A 15,666-nucleotide genomic window follows, 5' to 3' on the forward strand; every position below is an offset into this window, starting at 1 on the left:
GCGCCCGCTCGGACAGAGCAGCGACAAGGGCCCCGCGGAGTCCGACAGTCCGACTCCGCGGGGCCCTTCTCTCCGCCACGGCCGGTCACGCCTCCGCGAACAGTTCTTCGGCACTTACGACGGTGAGGGCACGGTCGAACCATGTGCCCAGGATGTCCAGGTCGGCGCAGGCGGTGACCCGCTCCCGAACCGCCTCGGGGACCTCGATGCCACGCCGGTCGAGGATACGGAGGATGTCTTCGGCGCGGCTCTCCGCGCGCCCCGCCACGAGGCCCTCCATGAGGGTTTCCTCGATGAGCGTGCCGCGGCCGGGGAAACGTGAGGTGTATGCGGTCATCAGGTTCCTCCACAGTTGACGGGCCGGGGTTTCGCCCAGGCCGAGTTCGGTGAATTCCGCCCAACCCTGCGCGGTCTCGCCGCCGGTGTCGTTCACTGCCGCAGCCAGCGCGTCCAGTATCGCAGGAAGGCCCGGATCCTTGGCGTGAGCGAGCGCGGAGAAGACGGCGAGGGCGAGGTCATCGGCTGCCTCGTCCGGGTCGGTGACCGCGGGAACGTTGCCCGGGCCCAGGACGAGCGGGAAGACCACCATGCTGGTGTGGACGGGCGGGCCGACCCGGACGGGTTCCGCCGCCCAGGACGCGGTGGCCTTGTCCCGGCAGACCACCAGCAGGACCGGAGGCAGTTGGTACTTGGCGTACAGGTGCGCCAAGTAGTACGTCCAACTGCTCAGCTTGTCCGGGTCCGGCTTGCCCTGGGACTCGATGGCGAGCAGGAAGCCGCCGTCATCGGCCGTGTCGACCCGGAAGAGGGTGTCCACACGGCGCGCCAGCGGTCGGATCTCGGTGAGATCCGTGTCCAGGGGCTGGATCGCCGTGGGCTCGGGGAAGGGGATGCCCGCCCTGGGGAGGGCTCGGGCCAACAGGCCTGGATCCTCCCGGAAGATCTGGTGCATCGCCTCGTGCGCTGAACTGACCATGTGACTGAACGTAGGCGGATGACCGCGTCGCAGTGACCGTTGCCGGGTGGGTTCAGTCAAATGGGTGAGTGTGCCAATGGCCTATGCCAAGGCAGCCCTGCGGCTTCGTCGAGGATGGCCAGGGGCCGGAACGGTGTCGTTCCGGCCCCTTCTTGAGGATCCCGATGAAGCTGTGGACTGTCCGTCAGCCGATCGCCCCGAACGCCTTCGAGAAGGCGGACTTGTCCTGGGTGATGGAGCTGCAGGTCGCGTCCGCGGTGGGCTTGGTGCCGCCTGCGCACTGCTTGTCGCGGGTCGCCGACCACATCGACAGCCAGCCGATGCCCTTGGACTTGGCGAAGTTGACCAGTTGGGTGGCGTCGTCGACCTTGAAGATCTCGGAGGAGACGTCGTTGACGCCGATCATCGGGGTCACGGCGACCGTCTTCCAGGCCGCGCTGTCGGACAGCCCCAGCACGCTCTTGACCTGGGCCTGGGTGGCGGTGGCGGCCTGTTCGGCGTAGGTGCCCATGTCACCGCTGTAGGCGGGGCCGTAGTCCATCGCCATGATGTTGACCGTGCTGATCTTCACGCCGTTGGACTTGGCGTTGGACAGGAGGTTCACGCCGTCCTGGGTCAGGCCCTCGGGCATCACCGGGAGGGTGAAGGAGACGTCCAGGTTCGGGTGCTGCGCCTGGAGCTTCGCTATCGCCTTGGCGCGCTGGGTGTTCGCCGTCGTGTTGGGCAGTGCGCCGCCCTCCACGTCGAAGTCGACCTTGGTGAGCTTGTACGCGTCCACGGCCTTGCCGTACGCCGTCGCCAGCGCGTCCGCCGAGGAGCAGGTCGTCGCCAGTTCGGAGCCGGAGGCGCCGCCGAAGGAGACGCGGACGTCGCCGCCCTTGGCGCGCAGGGCACCGATCTGGTTGGCGACGCCGTCGCTCGCCAGATCCGTGACCCCGCCCCACTTGGGCGTGCAGCCGCCGCCGTCCGTGATGAAGGCGAGGTTGTAGTTCTTCACGCCGGTTTCGTTGGCGCTCGCCAGCAGGTCGAAGGCCGGGTAGAGGGAGGTGTCGACGTAGGGGGCGAAGCCGGCGGAGGTGGTGGTGCCGGTGCCGGTGCTCTGGGACGGGGAGGCGGTGGCCGTCGGAGTCGAGGTGGGGGTGGGGGTGGGGGTTGTGCTGTGCGTGGGGGTCGGGGTGGGGGTTGCCGACTGCGTCGGGCGGCCGCTGGGTTCGGGCGTCGCCGTGTCGTCGGCGGAGCACTTCGCGTTGTCGATACGGCAGCCGCTCGGGTCGCCGGTGCCGTTGACCACGAAGCCGACGGTGACCGACTTGCCGGGCGCCAGGCCGTCCGTGTCCCACTTGGGGGGCTTCACGGTGACGTGCTGCCCGCTCACGCTCGACTCGCCGTTCCACAGCGAGCTGAGCTTCGCGCCGGCCGGCAGGTCGAACTCCAGCGTCCAGCTCTTCTCCGTCTGGCCGCTGTTGTTCGTGACGACGTACTGCGCGGTGTATCCCGTCGACCAGTCGCTGGTCTTGGTGTACGCGGCACCGACACCCGCGGCCTGCGCGATGCCGCTGAACATGACCGCTCCGCCGCCGACCACGGCCGCGGCCACCAGACCGCCGATCGCCTTGTTCCTGCCACTGATCCTGCGCCGGTGGATGCTCATCCTCGTGCCTGCCTTCACTGTTCCGTGGGGTGAGGTGCGGCAGACGCTAGCGGTAGGGAATCGGACAAACAGCCTGATAGGGACGGCGGTTGGGGATCTTAGGGTGCGCTTAAGGAAGGGATCGGGACCGGTTAAAGGTAGAGACCAATTTGCCGGAACGGCGGCGGCGCACGGCCCCCCGGTGTCCCCTGCGCACCGGTTCGCGCCCGCCCAGCTGGATCCAGATGCGCACCTCGGTGCCACCGAGGACGGACGAGCCGATCCGCACGTCCCCGCCCGTCGACTCGGCGAGCCGGCGCACGATGTCCAGGCCGAGGCCGGTCGAGCCGTCGGTGCCGGAGCCGCGGCCGCGGGCCATCGCCGCCTCGGGGTCGGGTATGCCGGGACCCGCGTCCGAGACCAGCACGATCACCGCGTCCTCGCCGTTGTGCACGTCCACCGCGAAGGCCGTGCCCTCCGTGGTGTGCCGGAAGACGTTGCCGAGCAGCGCGTCGAGCGCGGCGGCCAGGTCGGCGCGGGCCACGGGTATCCGCACCGGCCGCTCGACCCCGGCCACCCGCCACTTGCGGCCCTCGTCCTCGGCGAGCGCAGACCAGAACCCCATCCGCTCCCGGACCACTTCGGCCGCGTCGCACCCGGCACCGGGCCCGGCCGCGGCGGTCTGCGGCTTGGCCTCCCGTGCCGTACGGATGATCGTGTCGACCTCGCGCTCCAGCTGGGCGACGGCGGCCCGGGTCTGCTCCGCGGCTGGTCCCTCGCCGAGCGAGGCCGTGTTCAGCCGCAGGACGGTGAGCGGCGTGCGCAGACGGTGGGACAGGTCCGCCGCCAGCTCACGCTCGTTCGCCAGGAGTTGTACGACCTGGTCGGCCATGGAGTTGAACGCCACCGCCGCCAGCCGCAGTTCGTTCGGCCCCTCCTCCGGCACCCGCGCCCCGAGCTTCCCCTCCCCCAGCTCGTGCGCGCTCTCGACCAGCCGCTGCGCGGGCTGCACCATACGCACACCCAGCCGGTCGGCGACCGCGACCGAGCCGACGATCAGCGCGATGCCGACCCCGGCAAGGACCGCCCAGGCCGTGCCGACGCCATTGCTGACCTCGGACTCGGGGACGTACACCTCGACGACGGCGATCGCGCCGGAGCTCAGCGCGACCGGCTGGAGCAGCGTGGAGCCGCCCGGCACCTCGGTGGTGGAGGCGCGGCCCAGCCGGCGCACGGTCGAGATGTCCCGGTTCGCGGCTCGCTGCCGGCCGATGTCGACGGCGGCCGCCGTGTCCACGGCCGGTATGTGCACCGCCATCCCGGAGTCGGCGCCCGCCGAGGCGACCACCCGCTCCAGCTTGTCGCGGTCGGTGGTGATGGACAGCGCGGGAGCGACCGCCGCGGCCTCCCGCTCGGCGTTGGAGAAGGCGCGGTCCCGGGCCATCTCCTTGATGACGAGCCCGAGCGGTACGGCGAAGGCGACCACGACCATCGTGGTGACCGCCAGACAGACCTTGACCAGTGCCCATCTCATCGCGCCGGCTCCGCTTCCCCGGGTGGCTCCAGCTTCACGCCGACACCGCGCAGGGTGTGCAGATAGCGCGGCCGCGCCGCCGTCTCGCCCAGCTTCCGCCGCAGCCAGGACAGATGGACGTCGATGGTCTGGTCGTCGCCGTAGGACTGCTGCCAGACCTCGGCGAGCAGTTCCTTGCGCGGGACGACGACTCCAGGGCGGCCGGCCAGGAAGGCGAGGAGGTCGAACTCGCGGCGGGTCAGATCGAGCCGGATGCCGTCGAGTTCGGCCTGGCGGCGCAGCGGGTCGACGCTCAGGCCGCCGACGCGGATGACGGCCGACGGCGGGACGTCGGCCGCGGACGCGCGGGCGCGGCGCAGGACGGCGGCGATGCGCGCCGACAGGTGCTCGACGGAGAACGGCTTGGTGAGATAGTCGTCCGCCCCGGCGTTCAGCAGCCGGACGACCTCCGTCTCGTCGTCCCGGGCGGTGGCGATGATGACCGGCACGTCGGTGATGCCGCGCAGCATCTTCAGGGCCTCGGAGCCGTCCAGATCGGGCAGTCCGAGGTCCAGGATGACCACGTCGAAATGGAAATGGGCGACCTCGCGCAGCGCCTCCAGTGCCGTACCGACGCTGCGCACGGTGTGCGAGGCGTCGGTCAGATGCCGGATGAGCGCCGAGCGTACGAACTGGTCGTCCTCGACCACGAGCACACTTGCCATGCGCCGCACCGTACGCCATGGGAGCGGCACAGGTCCGGCCCTGTGGACAACCGCCTGTGGATAACTCGGGGCGACACGGGTCGACTCGGGTCGGCTCCGACCGGATGCGCACCATGGGGCGCCTGAGGCAGTATGGCCGACGATGCACAGAGGACTCGTACACGTACTGGCTTGGTCGCTCGCCACGGGCGCGGCGGTCACGCTGTCGTGGTGGGGCGTCCACACGGTGATGGCGGGCACCGCGTACGACCCGCCGCGCGCCCTGCCCATCACGGCGGCGGACGCGACGACGCAGGGCTCGAAGCCGCTGGGGTCCGCGACGTCCCGGCCGCCCGCCGCTTCCGCGTCACCCTCGGACAAGCCGTCCGCGTCCGGCTCGCCGTCGCCCTCGCGGAAGCCGGCGACGAACGCCCCCGCCTCCCCCACCGCCTCCGGTGAGGTCAAAAGCTATGACACCCCCGGTGGGCGGGCCGTCTTCGACCTGGGCAGGGCCTACGCGACGCTGGTGTCGGCGACGCCGGCCACCGGCTGGTCGATGCAGGTGTGGAAGACGGAGACCTGGATCCGGGTGGAGTACAGCAGTGGCGCGGACCGCGTGTCGGTGTTCTGCACCTGGCACGACGGGCCGCCGCGGGTGGAAGTGAACACCTACTGACGGCACCGCCATCGGTGGCGCCACCGGACAAGCCGGCGCCGCCACAGGGTCAGCGGAACACGGAGGGCGGTGGGGCCGGGGAGGCCACGGCCGCCTCGTCCGTCACAGGTACGGCGCCGCCGGTGAAGTCGGTGAGCTGTCGGCCGTGTTCGACCCGGCCGGGGTGCGGGTCCGAGGCGGCCCGGCGGGTCAGTTCGGCGAGCGGCAGCGGGCGGTCGGAGGCGACGAGGACCGCGTTGCCGAACCGCTTGCCGCGCAGCACGGCCGGGTCGGCGACCAGGGCGAGTTCGGTGAACCGGGCGGCCGCGGTGGCGATCTGGCCGCGCAGATGGGCGAGCGGCGGTCCGTCGGCGAGGTTGGCGGCGTAGACGCCGGTGGGGTTCAGTGCGCGGCGGACCTCGTCGAGGAACTCGGTCGAGGTGAGGTGGGCGGGGGTGCGGGCCGCGCTGAACACATCGGCTATGACCAGGTCCGCCCAGCCGTCCGGCACCTTGGCCAAGCCCTCGCGGGCGTCCACCGAGCGCACCCGGATCCGGGCACCGGGATCCAACGGGAGCTCTCGGCGGACCAGTTGGACGAGGCTCGCGTCGCGCTCGACGACCTGCTGGGTGGAGCGGGGGCGGGTGGCGGCGACATACCGGGCGAGGGTGAAGGCGCCTCCGCCGAGGTGCACGGCGTGCACGGGTCTGCCGGGCGGGGCGACCAGGTCGATGACGTGTCCGAGCCGCCGCTGGTACTCGAAGAAGAGATAGGAAGGGTCGTCGAGGTCGACGTGCGACTGCGGGGCGCCGTCTATCAGCAGGGTCCAGGCCCGGCTCCGGTCGGGATCGGGTATGAGCTGCGCGAGCCCTCCGTCGACGGTCTCCGTGACGGCCTCGGCGGCGGCCGACCTGCGACGCTGGTTCCTGGACTTGCCCACTGCACCATTTTCGCAGGTGGCGAAGGGGCCTGCCGCGCGGAGCCTCAGCGGCAGCTGTCCGCGGCCTCGATCAGTCGCGCCGCTTCCCCGAGGGCTCTTCGCAGCTCCACCGGATCCGTCGCGAGCTCGGCCTCGCCGGGGGGCAGCAGCCAGTCCGAACCCTCCAGCGGGGGCTCGGGATTCAGGCTCAGTCCGCGGCCGTCGGTCTCGGTGCACGTGCTCCCGGGGACGTCCCACGCGGCCGCGGTCCCCGGCGGCACGAGGAAGCCGAGCGTGTCGCACCCGTCGTCGTGCAGTACGGGCCCCACCGCCTCCCCGGTCCCCCGCCGCAGGATGTCGACCGCCTCCAGCCCTTGTCTGGCCGGCACCGTCACGAGGTCGCACGCCGGTTCCCGCGGCGTACACGGATCGTCGTGCGTACAAGGATCGTTGCTCTGGCTGGTCTCCATCCCGGCCTCCACCACGCAGCCCGCTTGCAGTCCATGAGGCCCAACGCGGCACGGCGTCAACGGCTACGGCACAAGTCAGCCGCAAAGGATGGCAGTTCATGGCAGATCGTGGATGAGATATCCGGTTTGTAGCTAAACACTGCGTGGCGGACCGGACACAGCAGGTACGTTCTTGCCGCCGGAGCCAGGGTGTCGGACGGGCGACTCAGCCCGTTTCGCCCCGTATCCGGCGCGGTTCGACGGTTCGCACGAGAGGACCCGGCCATGGCGTCGTCAACCGTGACCTCGTCACAGCCCGAGCGGCCACCACGGCCGAATCTCGCCTTCCGGCAGCTGCGCGGCCGGCGGTCACCCGCCGAGTTCGCGGCTCTGGTGCGGCGGGCCGCCCGTGAGATCGGCGAGCGGGTCAGCTGTGATGCTCGTTACATCGGCCGGGTCGAGGCGGGCGAGATCCGCTGCCCGAACTATGCGTACGAACGGGTGTTCCTGCACATGTTCCCCGGCCGCACCCTCGCCGACCTCGGCTTCGCGCCCCGCTCGTCCGTCCGTGGACGAGGGGCGCGTCCGGCCGAGGACGAGCCCCCCTCACGCGTCACGCTCCCGGTGTTCGCCACGAGTGAGACGCGCGGGGGCCACGAGCCGTATGACACGCAGGACCCGTACGTCACGCACGAGAACCACGAGGAGAGCGACGTGCTACGTCGCGCATTCATGACCGGCGGGGGCGCCACGGTGGCCGCCGCGCTGGGCCCGTTCGGGCTCACCATCGACGCTGTGGCCGCCGACCGGCCGAGCCGCCGCGCCGGGTCCGGGGAGGCGGCAGCCCTCGAGGAGGCCGTACGCAGAATCCGGCTGCTCGACGACCGGCACGGCGCGGACGGCCTCTACCGGCGCGCGGCGGCTCCGCTGCGCGCCGCGTACGAGCTGCTGGACGCCGGTACGACCCGGCAGACGACCGCCGACCGGCTGCACTCCGGCGCCGGTGAACTCGCCATCTCGGTGGGCTGGCTGGCGCACGACTCCGGGCGCTTCGACGACGCGCGCTCGCACTACGCGGAGGCACTGGCGACCGCCCGGATGATCGGCGATGACGCCCTGGAGGCGCACGCCTTCTGCAACACGGCGTTTCTCGCGCGGGACGCGGCCGGCCCCGGGAGGCGGTGCGGGCGGCGCAGGCCGCGCAGCGGGCGGGGCGGTCACTTGGCTCCGCGCGCCTGATGTCACTGCTCGCGCTGCGCGAGGCGGGCGGCTGGGCGGGGCTGGCCGACCGCACCGGGTGCGAACAGGCGCTGGCCCGCGCGCAGGCCCTCTACGAGCGGGGCCACTCGGACGCCGACCCCGAGTGGATGAGCTTCTACGGAGAGGCCGAACTGGAGGGACTGGAAGCGCAGTGCTGGTCGACACTGGGCGACTGGCCGCGCGCCGCCCGGCACGCCCACCGTGCCGCGCAGCTCCAGGACCCCCACTTCACCCGGAACATCGCCCTGTACACCGCCGAACTCGCCGACGACCTCGCGCGGGGGGGCCGCCCCGACGAGGCGGCACTGGCCGGTATGCAGGTCCTCGACCTCCTGGACCAGGTCCAGTCCTCCCGCATCCAGACAATGCTCGCGGGCACGGCCCGGGTCCTGCTGCCGCACCGACGCGCGTCGGGGGTGTCGGAGTTCCTGGACAAACACACCTCGCTGCCACGTTCGGTGTGAAGCGGGGCGGCTGGCCGCCGGGGGTCATGGCGGGCGGCTCTGCCGGACGGGGAGTCGCTTCGGCGTGCGACGGCCGGTGTTGACGCACTCCGGCGGCAGAGGCCGCACGGCCGGCCGGCTCCGCGGACAGCAGACGGTCGGTGCGGGGCACGGCGAGCACGACCGGCCGGGAGACGGCGGCCGGTCGCCACTTGGGCGCGGGGCAGGCGGGGGTGGCCGCGCTGGGCTATGCGGTCATGTGGCCCAGGTCGTTCCAGGTTTCGAGGGCCGGGGCTCCGTAGGCCCAGCCCAGTATCGACAGGGACGTGGGGTTGAGGCGGATGCGGGCCGCGAAGTCGAGGGGCAGGCCCAGCCATCTCGCGCCTATGGAGCGCAGGATGTGCCCGTGGGCGAAGACCAGGACGTCGCGGTCGGCGGAGCGGGCCCAGGCGACCACCTCGTCCGCCCGCGCGGTCACCTCGGCGAGGGTCTCGCCCTCGGGGACACCGTCGCGCCAGATCAGCCAGCCGGGCCGGACGGCCTGGATGTCCTCGGGGGTCATGCCCTCGTAGGCGCCGTAGTCCCACTCCATGAGCGTGTCCCAGACCTCTGCGCGCCCGCCGAACCCGGCGAGTTCGCACGTCTCACGCGCGCGTGCCAGCGGGCTGGTGCGCACCTCGACGCCGGGCAGGCCGTCGAACGGCGCCCGGTGCAGCCGCTCGCCGAGGAGCTTGGCACCCCGCCGCCCCTCGTCCAGGAGGGGCACATCGGTCCTGCCGGTGTGCTTGCCGGACAGCGACCACTCGGTCTGTCCGTGCCTGGCCAGCAGGATGCGCGGTGCCATGGGTGACCTTTCCGGGCGGAAATCGGAGGCGGAACCCCTCCATCATCGCGCACCCTGTGCGGGGGCAACCCGGTGGGCGATCTCTGCGTCTTTGAGGGCTGGAGCACCCCACGACGGGCGAGCGCGTACACCGTAAAGTGTCACGGTCGGCCCACCGGGCGCCGCGGAACAAGAAGGGGGAGGGCGATCGGATGCCGCAGACCGAGACACCGGGCACCGAGGTGTCCCCGAGGACACGGCTGCGCTGGTGGACCGAGCTGCCGCTGATCCTCCTGGTGTACGGCTGCTACTCGGCCGGCCGTCTGCTGGCCCGGGGCGACGTCTCCGGCGCCGTGGACCACGGCCTGGCGATCCTGCGCATCGAGAAGGCCCTGTACCTCAACGCCGAGCACCCGCTCAACCGGCTGTTCACCCGCGAGGCATGGCTCGGCGTACCGGCCGACTTCTGGTACGCGTCGCTGCACTACCTGGTCACGCCCGTGATCCTGGTCTGGCTGTTCCGCAAGCGCACGCAGTTCTACCGCGCCGCCCGCACCTGGCTGATGACGTCCACGTTCATCGGTCTGATCGGCTTCACGCTGCTGCCGACCTGCCCGCCCCGGCTCCTCGCGTCGGGCCACGGCTTCGTCGACACGATGGCCCAGTACAGCTCGTACGGCTGGTGGGGCGGCGAGGCCAGCGCCCCGCGGGGCATGGGCGGCATGACGAACCAGTACGCGGCCATGCCGAGCCTGCACGTGGGCTGGGCCCTGTGGTGCGGTGTGATGCTGTGGCGTCACGGCGGCACACGCGCGGCGAAGGCCTTCGGCGTCGCCTACCCGCTGCTGACCGCGATCGTGGTCATGGGCACCGCCAACCACTACTCCCTCGACGCGGTCGCGGGCATCGCCGTGATGGGCGTCGGCCTGCTGCTCGCGCCGTATGTGATGCGCGCCGTGGACCTGCTCCGGGCCCGGCTGTCCTCGCGCACCCCGGTCGTCACGGCACTCTCCGGCGGCTCGGGCTCCTCGATTGTCGGCGCAGGTTCCTCGATTGTCAGTGGCGGATGCCAGACTTCCGCGGGTGAGCGAATTCCACGGCAGCGCGAGGAGCGGATCGGATCCGCGACCGAGCCGGACGCCTCTTCCACCGACGCGGGGGACGGCGCTGCGGCAGCGGCTCGCTGAGCTGCGCGGACCGGACGTAGCGGCCAAGGCACTGGACGCGCGCGCCCTCGCGGCGCTCGCCGCGAACCCGGGGTGCCGACGGCGCGCGATCCTCGACGGCGCCGGAGTGGACAAGGTGGCGCTGGCGAGCGCGCTGGGCGCGCCGTCCGCCTTCGGCCAGTCACAGTTCGCCCTCACCCGGGGCAACGCCTTCGAGGCGCGGGTGAAGGCCGACGGCGGCGCGGAGCTGATGCGGCTGGCGCACACCCGGCTGGACCCGGGCGCCGAACCCCCGCACGAGGCCGCCGTGCCGGACCTGTCCGCCATCGGCCCCGAGGGGCGCACCGCGCGTACGGCGCTGGCGCTGCGCGAGGCCACCGAGGCGCGCGGCAGCTGGACGCTGCTCGACCACCCCATGCTCGCCCTCGACGTCGCGGGCTCCTTCGCCTTCCTGGAGCCGGACGCGGTGGTCGTGCACCCGGACGGCAGCTGGACGGTCGTGGAGATCAAGTCCTTCCCGCTGCTGGACGGTTCGGCGGACCCGGCGAAGGTCGGCGCGGCGGCGCGGCAGGCCGCGGTGTACGTACTGGCGCTGGAGGAGGTCGCCGCGCGCCTGCAGCCCGCCCCGCGCGTGCGCCACCGGATCCTGCTGGTCTGCCCGAAGGACTTCTCCAACCTCGCTACCGCCTCCGCCGTCGACGTGCGCAAACAGCGCGCGGTCACCGCCCGCCAGCTGACCCGGCTCACCGGCATCCAGGACATCGCCGACACGCTGCCCGAGGGCACCTGCTTCGCCCCCGGCCTGCCGGCCGAGGAGCTCACGGCCGCGGTCGACGCGGTCCCGGCGACGTACGCACCCGAGTGCCTGGCCGCCTGCGAACTGGCCTTCCACTGCCGGGAACGCTCCCGCGCGGCCGGCGCCGTGACCACTCTGGGCCGCCCGGTCCGCGCCGAACTGGGCGGCCTGACCACGGTCGACGAGGTCCTGTCCGCGGCCCGCGGCGAGAGCGGCGACCCCAACGACCCGGCCGTCGCGGCACTGCGCAGGGCGGCCACCCTGCGGGCCGAGGCACTGGCGGGCGCCGGTCAGGCGGCGCTGCCCGGCGCCCGGACCGGCCAGGAGGTGGCCCCTTGTCCCTGATCGCCACCCTCGCCCGGCTGGAGGCCATCAGCACCGGCCGCGCCCGTCCCGCAGCCACCGTCCGGCACCGGCATCTGTCCGACCGGCCCCTGGTGTTCGTACCGCTGACCACCGCGGGTGAGGCCGGTGCCCCGCTCGGGGCGCTGGTCGGCACCGACCGGGACGCGCCGCGCCTGCTCGTCGTACCGCAGCCGCGCGACCGCGACCTGCGCTTCGCGTTCCTCGCCGAACTGGCCGACGTCGTCCTGCCGTACATCGACGACCACGCCGACACGGTCGAGGCCGCCGAGCGCACCGAGACCGACCCGGAGACCGGCAAGCGGGTCAAGGTCGAGGTCGAACTGTGCGCGGACGCCCCGCAGTTGATCGTCCCGGGCCGCGCGGGCGTCGACTTCGTACGGCTGCTGGGCCGCTCCATGCGGTTCCGGCGCACCGCCGAGCAGGAGCCCGAGGCCCCGTATCCCGCGCCGCCCCGGGTGCCGCTGCTCGGGCGGTGGCTGACGCATTTCGGGGAGCGGGCCCGGGTGCCCGGCTCCTCGCTGCTGCTGGCCGCGACGGACGTGCTGGCCCGGCACTGGGCGACCGGGCAGTCCGGCCTGGAGGACCAGCACCTGGGCGCGCTGCTGGCCTGGATCGACCCGCCCGAGGGCGAGAGCGGCGCCGAGGCGGCCCTGCGCGCGGGGCATGCGCGGGACGCCGACGACCAGCTGCTGTGCCCGCCCGCGGGCCCGGCCACGGACCCGGCGTTCGACAACAAGCTGCTCGCCCCCGCCTTCGAACGCTACGACCGCGCGCGTGTCGCCCTCGCCGCCGCCGAGGACGGCCTGCAGGCCGACGACCGGCTCGGCGCGCTCACCGCCGCCGAGCGGGAGATCCGGGCGCTGGTGGAGAGCCGTACCCGGCCCACCTGGGACGCGGTGTGGCGCGGCATCGACCTGCTGCGGGCGCTTCCGGAGGGCGGGCACGTCGAGGAGCGGTGGACCCGCGACCGTTGGTCGTTCACCGGTCACCGCGACCGCGTCGTCGCCGGGGAGCCCCCGCAGCCGCGCCGCGACGACGCGGTGACGGCCGCCAACAAGCTCGCCACGCGCGAGCGCGAGCAGGCCCGCCTGGAGGCCCAGGAGGCGCTGGACGACTCGCTGGTGATGGCTGGGCGCCGGCTGTCCGGGGAGGCGTTCGCGGGCGAGGTGGTCGATGTGGTCATGGCGTACAGCGAGGGCAAGCGGCCCAGTCCGCGCCCGCTGGTCACGGTCCGCACGGACGACCGGCCGTATCTCGGGGAGCGGGCGAAGGTGTACCGCTCGCTGGGCGGGAAGCCGCAGGCTGCCGAGTTCGTCGGACACGAGGGCGAGGGGCTGGTGGTGCTGCGGATCGTCGACAAGATGGGCCGCGGCAAGGAGCCGGAGGAGGGATCGGTGCCGGAGAAGGGCGACCGGCTCTGCTTCACGCTGTTCGAGCACGAGCAGCGCGGCGGCGCCAAGCTGCCCGACCCGGAGCAGACACCGTGGACGCACGGCGGGCCGCCGGGCGAGGCGGCCGCCGTGCCCGAATTCGCCGACCCCGTGACCGAGGAGGACGTCCTTTGAACCCTCCCCCTCGCGAACGAGGAGGATTCCTGGCTCACGGCGCTCAATCGCTCAGCGAGCGACCGAGTCTTCTGCGATCAGCACCAGCCGGGTTGGAACCAGCCCGGTTTCCCCAGAGATCGGAGGTTGCTGTGCCAGCTTGGTTCTCGCTCAGCACATGGCGACACTACCATCCGTCACTCGAATGGCACAATCAGTGACGGGCCTGGTTCAGGGAGTGGTGTTCGACCCCGGTACAGCCGCCGCGCAGGCCACCGCAGCGATCCTCCACGACACCCTGCACGGCATCGACCGGGGCGTGGTCGTGGACTCGCCGCCCGGCGCCGGCAAGTCCACGCTCGTCGTCCGGGCTGCGCTCGAACTCGCCGACGCGGGGCGCCCGCTGATGGTGGTCGCGCAGACGAATGCCCAGGTCGACGACCTGGTCGTGCGGCTCGCCGAGAAGAGCCCCGAGCTGCCGGTGGGGCGCCTGCACAGCAGCGACGCCGATCCGTACGACAAGGCGCTGGACGATCTGCCGAACGTACGGAAGTCGGCGAAGGCGGCGGACCTGGCCGGCATCCCGGTCATCCTGTCCACCGCCGCGAAGTGGGCGCACGTCAAGGTGGACGAGCCGTGGCGGCACGCGATCGTCGACGAGGCGTACCAGATGCGCTCGGACGCGCTGCTCGCCGTGGCCGGGCTGTTCGAGCGGGCGCTGTTCGTGGGCGACCCGGGGCAGCTGGACCCGTTCGCGATCGTGGGCAGCGAGCAGTGGGCCGGGCTGTCGTACGACCCCTCGGCCTCGGCGGTGTCGACGCTGCTGGCGCACAATCCGAAGCTGCCGCAGCACCGGCTCCCCGTGTCCTGGCGGCTCCCCGCCTCGGCGGCCCCGCTGGTCTCGGACGCCTTCTACCCCTACACGCCGTTCCGCAGCGGCACGGACCACGGCGACCGGCGTCTCATCTTCGCGGTCCCGTCGGACGGCTCGGGCCCGGACCGGGTGATCGACGAGGCGGCACAGTCCGGCTGGGGCCTGCTGGAGCTGCCCGCGCGGCACACTCCGCGGACCGATCCGGAGGCGGTGCGTGCGGTGGCGACGGTCGTACGACGGCTGCTGGACCGGGGTGGCGCGGCCACGTCGGAGCGCTCGCCCGAGCCCGCTCCCCTGGCCGCGGACCGGATCGCGGTCGGCACGGCGCACCGGGACCAGGCGGCGGCGGTGCGGGCGGCACTGGCGGAGTTGGGCGTGCCGGACGTCACGGTCGACACCGCGAACCGACTGCAGGGCCGGGAGTTCGACGTCACGGTGGTCCTGCACCCGCTCTCCGGCCGCCCCGACGCCACCGCCTTCCACCTGGAGACGGGCCGCCTGTGCGTCCTCGCCTCCCGGCACCGCCAGGCCTGCGTCGTGGTCTGCCGGGCAGGCGTGACCGACCTCCTGGACGACTACCCGTCGACGGAACCGGTCCAGCTGGGGACGGTCGTGAAGTTCCCGGATGGCTGGGAGGCGAACCACGCGGTACTCGCACACCTGGCCGAGCACAAGGTGGCGTGGCGCCCCTGACCGCACCGCCGGCATCTGCCCAGGCAGACGATCAGCGCGACGCCGCCCCATCCGCCGGACGGAGTCCGGCACGCCGCCGGAGGCGGCCAATGGATGCAGCCCGGATGGCTGGGACGCGAACCACGCGGTACTCGCACACCTGGCCGAGCACAAGGTGGCGTGGCGCCCCTGACCGCACCGCCGGCATCTGCCCAGGCAGACGATCAGCGCGACGCCGCCCCATCCGCCGGACGGAGTCCGGCACGCCGCCGGAGGCGGCCAATGGATGCAGCCCGGATGGCTGGGAGGCGAACCACGCGGTACTCGCACACCTGGCCGAGCACAAGGTGGCGTGGCGGCCCTGACCCTGGCGACGGCCGCGCAGCGCGTTCTTCAGGACCCCTTGCGCCGGCGCGCGACAATGGACGGTGGCCCACCCGGAAGGCGGTGCCCATCCGTACGAGGAGGAGAAGACATGGCGGAGCCCACGCCGCGTCGGAACGAACCGCGGCTACGCCCCGCGCCCCTGCTCTTCGAGCCCGTGGAGGCGGTCTCCGACCCTGAGCACTTCTTCGACCTGGAGTCGATCGAGGATCCGCGTGACCTGCTGGCGCGGGCGACAGAGCTGATGCAGGCGTTCAGCGCGGCCACCGACCGGGCGATGGAGTACCAGGCCATCGCCGCGGCACAGCTGGCCGATCCCCGGCGGTTCGACCGGCTTACCCCGGCGGACATCGCGGAGCGCGCGGAGTGGACCGAGGACTACGCCAGGCGAATGGTCGAGTTCGGCCGGGACCTGATGCGCGGCGCCGGCGCCGAGGGCCGGGGCACCGCCGATCCCGTGTGAGCGCGTGAACGCGTGAGCGGGTGAACAGG

The 15,666-nt window shown here is 72.6% G+C and carries 13 protein-coding genes and 1 pseudogene; 7 read left to right on the top strand and 7 right to left on the bottom strand.

The features are described from left to right. Positions 1–85: 85 nt before the first annotated feature. The 4 genes from N8I87_RS14960 to N8I87_RS14975 form a co-directional block, all read right to left on the bottom strand. The gene (locus tag N8I87_RS14960) at positions 86–976 is read right to left on the bottom strand and encodes a hypothetical protein (protein ID WP_263209062.1); all 891 of its coding nucleotides are present in this window, start codon (positions 974–976) and stop codon (positions 86–88) included. A gap of 184 nt (positions 977–1,160) precedes the next feature. After that, a complete protein-coding gene (locus N8I87_RS14965; protein ID WP_263209064.1) occupies positions 1,161–2,627 on the bottom strand; it encodes a glycoside hydrolase family 18 protein in 1,467 nt (488 codons plus the stop codon). Between the two features lie 109 nt (positions 2,628–2,736). Next, the gene (locus N8I87_RS14970) at positions 2,737–4,140 is read right to left on the bottom strand and encodes a sensor histidine kinase (protein ID WP_263209066.1); all 1,404 of its coding nucleotides are present in this window, start codon (positions 4,138–4,140) and stop codon (positions 2,737–2,739) included. Further along, positions 4,137–4,844: a response regulator transcription factor gene (locus N8I87_RS14975; protein WP_263209067.1), complete on the bottom strand. Its 708-nt coding sequence runs from the start codon at positions 4,842–4,844 to the stop codon at positions 4,137–4,139. Before N8I87_RS14975 ends, N8I87_RS14970 begins: the two co-directional genes overlap by 4 nt. A gap of 142 nt (positions 4,845–4,986) precedes the next feature. Between N8I87_RS14975 and N8I87_RS14980 the strand changes: the two genes are divergently transcribed. Beyond that, on the top strand, positions 4,987–5,499 hold the full coding sequence (locus N8I87_RS14980; RefSeq protein ID WP_263209069.1) for a hypothetical protein: 513 nt from the start codon (positions 4,987–4,989) through the stop codon (positions 5,497–5,499). A gap of 49 nt (positions 5,500–5,548) precedes the next feature. Here N8I87_RS14980 and N8I87_RS14985 read toward each other — a convergent pair whose 3' ends face one another. Together N8I87_RS14985 and N8I87_RS14990 are read right to left on the bottom strand one after the other, a co-directional pair. Beyond that, on the bottom strand, positions 5,549–6,418 hold the full coding sequence (locus N8I87_RS14985) for a spermidine synthase (protein WP_263209071.1): 870 nt from the start codon (positions 6,416–6,418) through the stop codon (positions 5,549–5,551). Positions 6,419–6,462: 44 nt separating this feature from the next. Further along, positions 6,463–6,882 (bottom strand): hypothetical protein, encoded by a 420-nt coding sequence (locus tag N8I87_RS14990; protein WP_263209072.1) that lies wholly within the window; start codon positions 6,880–6,882, stop codon positions 6,463–6,465. Positions 6,883–7,131: 249 nt separating this feature from the next. Between N8I87_RS14990 and N8I87_RS14995 the strand changes: the two are divergent. After that, a pseudogene (locus tag N8I87_RS14995) lies at positions 7,132–8,570 on the top strand (NsdA family TPR-like regulatory protein). A 226-nt stretch (positions 8,571–8,796) separates the two neighbouring features. Here the strand turns inward: N8I87_RS14995 and N8I87_RS15000 are convergent. Continuing rightward, the gene (locus N8I87_RS15000) at positions 8,797–9,393 is read right to left on the bottom strand and encodes a histidine phosphatase family protein (RefSeq protein WP_263209074.1); all 597 of its coding nucleotides are present in this window, start codon (positions 9,391–9,393) and stop codon (positions 8,797–8,799) included. 191 nt (positions 9,394–9,584) lie between these two features. Between N8I87_RS15000 and N8I87_RS15005 the strand changes: the two genes are divergently transcribed. From N8I87_RS15005 to N8I87_RS15025, 5 genes are all read left to right on the top strand, one after another. Continuing rightward, complete coding sequence (locus N8I87_RS15005) at positions 9,585–10,559, top strand: phosphatase PAP2 family protein (protein ID WP_263209076.1); 975 nt, start codon at positions 9,585–9,587, stop codon at positions 10,557–10,559. Next, entirely contained in the window at positions 10,456–11,679 is a 1,224-nt protein-coding gene (locus N8I87_RS15010) for a hypothetical protein (RefSeq protein ID WP_411577228.1), read from the top strand. The genes N8I87_RS15005 and N8I87_RS15010 overlap by 104 nt, the downstream gene beginning before the upstream one ends. Beyond that, on the top strand, positions 11,670–13,265 hold the full coding sequence (locus N8I87_RS15015; RefSeq protein ID WP_263209078.1) for a hypothetical protein: 1,596 nt from the start codon (positions 11,670–11,672) through the stop codon (positions 13,263–13,265). Before N8I87_RS15010 ends, N8I87_RS15015 begins: the two co-directional genes overlap by 10 nt. Before the next feature lie 184 nt (positions 13,266–13,449). Continuing rightward, positions 13,450–14,811 carry an AAA domain-containing protein gene (locus N8I87_RS15020; RefSeq protein WP_263209080.1) on the top strand — a complete coding sequence of 454 codons (1,362 nt, stop codon included), beginning with the start codon at positions 13,450–13,452 and terminating at the stop codon, positions 14,809–14,811. A 454-nt stretch (positions 14,812–15,265) separates the two neighbouring features. Next, positions 15,266–15,637, top strand: coding sequence for a DUF8844 domain-containing protein (locus N8I87_RS15025; RefSeq protein ID WP_263209082.1), 372 nt, complete (start codon positions 15,266–15,268; stop codon positions 15,635–15,637). Positions 15,638–15,666 lie beyond the last annotated feature (29 nt).

The sequence above is a fragment of the Streptomyces sp. HUAS 15-9 genome, assembly GCF_025642155.1.
Lineage (GTDB): Bacteria > Actinomycetota > Actinomycetes > Streptomycetales > Streptomycetaceae > Streptomyces.